3 protein-coding genes are annotated in these 2273 nt (G+C 30.9%); all 3 read right to left on the bottom strand.

Going from position 1 to position 2273, the window contains the following annotated elements:
* A partial coding sequence (locus ABJD66_RS06655) for a hypothetical protein (RefSeq protein WP_348129606.1) occupies window positions 1-1096 on the bottom strand: 1096 nt, incomplete at its 3' end.
* Window positions 1077-1655, bottom strand: a complete 579-nt coding sequence (locus tag ABJD66_RS06650) for a hypothetical protein (protein WP_348129603.1) — start codon at window positions 1653-1655, stop codon at window positions 1077-1079. The genes ABJD66_RS06655 and ABJD66_RS06650, both read right to left, overlap by 20 nt.
* Window positions 1639-2181, bottom strand: coding sequence for a sigma-70 family RNA polymerase sigma factor (locus ABJD66_RS06645; RefSeq protein WP_303541350.1), 543 nt, complete (start codon window positions 2179-2181; stop codon window positions 1639-1641). Before ABJD66_RS06645 ends, ABJD66_RS06650 begins: the two co-directional genes overlap by 17 nt.
* Between the last annotated feature and the right edge of the window lie 92 nt (window positions 2182-2273).

Here is a 2273-nt window from a genome sequence, read left to right as displayed (position 1 = left end):
TTTTTACAAAAGCAGATTTTAACAACTGGTCTATAGTAATGTTAGATGATACAGAACTTAGAGTAAGTTCTTTTACCATTTTTAGATCTACATCTTTAGCATAACTGGTTTTTAATTGCCCTACGTTCCAGTTATTCACATATATTGGAGAATAAGACGCATTTACATACGTCTTATCTCCGTTTATATTAGAAGCCAGCAAACTTGAGTAAGTCAAGTTTGCGTTTATATTTATAGTATTCTCGGCTAGTTTTACTTTACCGTGACGTACATCCATTTTTATGGTTGCAGATTTAGGCATTTTAATTTTAATTGTTTTTTTAACCTTTAAACTCTTTGTACCACCATCCTTAGAAATATAAAATGTATTTGGACTAGTATAAAAGTCATTAGAGTCTATATAAATTACATCTCCTTTGTGATGCGCTTTTAACACTTTAGCTTTTACCTTTTCTGCAAGCACCTTATGTCTCGCTGCTAAAAGTTTAGATTGTTTTTGAGTTAATATAGCTTTCTTTTTTACTTCTGCTACCCATCTTTGTATTTCGGCTTCGTTTTTAGCTCCCATATCTTTTTGAAACTCTTTCTGCCACTTTTGTATGTACTCCTTACCTCCTTTTTCATATTCTTCATAATCAAAGTCTGCAAATTTTAAATCTTTTAAGTCATAGTCTACCATTATGGTATCTATACTTATGGTATCCATATCAAAAGAAAAACGAGTAGGAAAATTAGAAGTATTAAAATGTATTGGATGGGCATTAGCAAAAGTATCTGTTTTGCTAAAAAAATTATTCCCGCCTGTAGACACAGTAACTTTAGCAGAATTCCCTAAAATATCCATCTTATTACGTATAAAGTATTTTTCTGCCTCATCTGCAGACATACCTTCTACTTCTATTGTAGCTTCTACCTGTATAACACTCTTGTTCCAAGTATCAAATTCTATATCTGCATTATTGGTATCTAAATCTAGAACAGCATTTTTATCTACATTAAACACTTCTTTAAATACTTTTGTTTGCTTTTGGGCATATATGCTTGTACTAGCTAATATTGCTATTGCTACTATACTTTTACACACTAATTGTTTCATTTTTATTGCTTTTTAATTCGTTTAACTTTTTTCTTAGTTTTTGTAGCAACTGCAATCGCAATTGCAAATTATTAATTAAAGCAGAAATTAATTGATCATTAGGCCCAATGGTATTTAACTCTGTATTAAGGTCTTGGTATTCTTTATGCAACTCCGCTAGGCGCTCCATATAACTATCTACCAATGTTTTATTATCATTAGAAACTTGTAATTGTGACAGCTCTAAGTTGATGTTTACTTTGTAATAATCTTCAATCTTTTTTAAATCTGGAGATAAAGCTCCAAGTGTTATACCCTCTTGGTCTTTAGATGGTTTATCTATGTCTACTACTGTACTTTTTTTTGTTGTTTTTTTAGATTGATTGTTATAAACCAAAATAGAAATAGTAAGCAATACAATTACACTTGCTGCAATTTTGTAAACAAACCATTTATTTTGTTTTGGTGCAGGCATAGCAGCGTTTAACTTATCTTCAAACTTAGAGATATGCCCTTTGTTTAAGGTGTGCTTTTCTTTAGCTCTTTCTTCCTTAAATATTTTTCTAAGATCCTGTCCCATATCTTTTCTCTTTTAAAAGTTCTTTTAATAACCCTTTACCTCTTAATAACCGAGTTCTACAAGCAGACTCCGTTATGTTTAATATGCCCGATGTTTCTGCATGATCATACCCTTCAATTAAATACAACTGCACCACACATTGGTAGTTACTTGGCAATTGCGCTATTGCAAATTTTATTTGTTGTAGTGTTACCGTATCTTCAACCACCCAATCATCATCCTCTACTACTCTTAAATTAGTTTCTGTTAAAGCTACATACTTGTCTTTTTTCGCTTTAATAAAATCTAAACATTTATGTACAACAATTTTTTTTAGCCAAGCTCCAAAGGTTACATCTCCACTAAATTGTTCTATTTTTTCAAAAGCATTAATAAAAGCTTCTTGTACTACGTCTTCTGCATCACCTTCGTTCTTTAAAAATCGCATAGCCACGCAATACATACCATTACAGTACTGTTTATAAAGCTGCATTTGAGCTTTGCGGTTGTTTGCCTTGCATTTTTTAATAATATCAGACGTAAACATTAATTATTTATTGGGTTTGGTTTTGTTTGTTGCTTAAAGGACGACATAAAATAACAGATGTTGCAAAAACATAAATTATTTTTAGATTTTTA

This window comes from Cellulophaga sp. (genome assembly GCF_039943695.1).
In the GTDB taxonomy this organism is placed as follows: Bacteria; Bacteroidota; Bacteroidia; order Flavobacteriales; family Flavobacteriaceae; genus Cellulophaga.
Note: the sequence above shows the minus strand (reverse complement) of the source record. Positions and strands in the feature narration are given on the sequence as shown.